Source organism: Streptomyces niveus (genome assembly GCF_001723055.1).
In the GTDB taxonomy this organism is placed as follows: domain Bacteria; phylum Actinomycetota; class Actinomycetes; order Streptomycetales; family Streptomycetaceae; genus Streptomyces; species Streptomyces niveus.
Map to the genome: position 1 here is coordinate 1 of NZ_MDCR01000221.1, position 1968 is coordinate 1968.

Sequence of the window (1968 nt, forward strand, 5' to 3'; positions counted from 1 at the left end):
TCTGGTGGTCGCCGGGCGGGCTGCTCGGCACGCTGCCCCTGCACGCCGCCGCGCCGGACGGCACCGGGCCCGGCGCACTCGACCGGGTGGTGTCCTCGTACGCCCCCACGCTCCGTACGCTCCACCACGCCCGCACCCGCGCGCCCGCCCGGCGACCACCAGACGCGCGGCAGCGGCTGCCCCTCCCGGGGGACGCCGAGGCCCAGCCGGTCGAGCACAGGGCCGGTGACGGCCGACCAGAGCCAGTCCAGCGTGGACCGCACCTCGCCCTGTGCCCGCAGAGCCTCCTCGTGGCCGGTCCCGGGCGCGTTCAGCCGGGCGAGCGCGGCGTGGAAGCGTTCGGTGCGCGCGGTGACCTCCGGTGCGGTGAGCCGGGGCAGCGGTACGGCCTCGACGGACCGTCCGGTCACGACGAGCGCGCCGCCCGCCGGGGCCCCGGTGCCGCCGCCGCTGTCGGCGCGCGGGACGTGCACCAGCACGACGGGGCCGTGGGCGGCCGTCGCGTACAACTCGGTCTCGTCCCAGTCGCGTACGGACCGGAACAGCCGCAGCTCCGGGTGCTCGGCGCGGATGCGCGCGGTCAGTTCGTCCCACTGGGCGGTGAGCCGCTGCCGCCGGTCGCTCGCGGGATCGCCTGACTCCGCCGGCTCCTCCGCCTCCCCCGGCTCCAGCGCGCTCGTCGACTCGTCGAGCCGGTCCCGCAGACGTACCAGCCGGGCGGCCGACTCCGGTGCCTTGCGGGCCAGTTCCGTCAGGTCGCTGTTCACGTCGAAGGCCTGCGCCAGCAGCACCCCGCGCGCCTGGTCCAACAGCCGTACCGCCAGCCCCGGTTCGCCGCACCGGACCGCGCAGGCCGCCGCCTCCGCGCCCAGCCCCGTCGTCTCGGCCAGCCGCAACTCCTGGTCGTCGCGCAGCAGATGGCGCGGTGAGAGCGCCGGCATCAGGTCGACGGCGACGACGTACCCCTTCAGCGCGAGATCCGGCCGGCCGAGGTCCAGCCCGGCACGGGCCCACTTCCAGGCGGCCTCCAACCGTTCGGACGGCGGGCACTGCGGCTCCAGCGCCGCCTCGCGGAAGACGCCGGCGGACTGCCTGAGATCGTCCTCCGCGCCCTTGCGCGCGTACCGTTCGGCCAGCGCGGCGCCGAGCGACGACAGCCGCATCGTGAGGTTGGGATGGTCGGGCGGGGTCACATCGACGGCCTCGCGCAGCAGTTGGATCATCTGGTCCCGCGTGTTCGACGAGGCCCCTCGGGTGGCGGCGGCCACCATCAGCGCGTTCCCCCGCCGTGGAGATCCCTCGGGCAGCGCCGCGAGCACGGCGTCCGCGAGCGTCCGCGCCTCCCGCAGATCGTGGCGCCGGGGCCTGATCCCGTAGCGCCGCAGCAGGGTGATCGCCAGCGCCAACTGCCGTTGCGGCAGCAGCGGATCGGTCGCGCCGGTCAGCTCCAGCGACGCCCGGACGTGCTCCACCGCCTGATCGGCGGTGACCGGGTCGTCGGTCCGGTCGGCGGTACGCATCAGGGCGCCGCCCGTCGCGGACAGGATCGCGGCGCGTCTGACCGGCGACGTGCCGGGGAGCGCGGCGGCCCGCCGCCGGCAGTCCAGCGACTCGGCGAGATCCGCCGAATCCTGCAACCGGTCGAAGCGCAGCATCAGCGCGCCGCTGAGATTGATCAGCCGCCCGTCGAGTTGGTTGTGTCCGTCGGGCGTCTCGCATACGGACTCCCGCAGCACGTCGACCGCCTCGATCAACTCGCCCAGTTCCGAGGACTGTTGATAGCTGGAGACGAGGGCGGCGCCGAGATTGTTGAGTGCGCCCGGCCGGGACGCGTGACCGGCGGGGACCATCGCCAGCGCCTCGCGCAGCTTCGCCGTCGCCGTACGGAGGTCGCCCGGATCACCGAGCCCCCGCTCGTAACGACCACGCAGCTCCAGCGCGGAGTTGACCAGCCGCTGAACCGCGCGG

The 1968-nt window shown here is 75.1% G+C and carries 1 pseudogene; it reads right to left on the reverse strand.

Going from position 1 to position 1968, the window contains the following annotated elements:
- Positions 1–1968 (reverse strand): annotated as a pseudogene (locus tag BHU15_RS40335) (hypothetical protein); the annotation flags it as partial.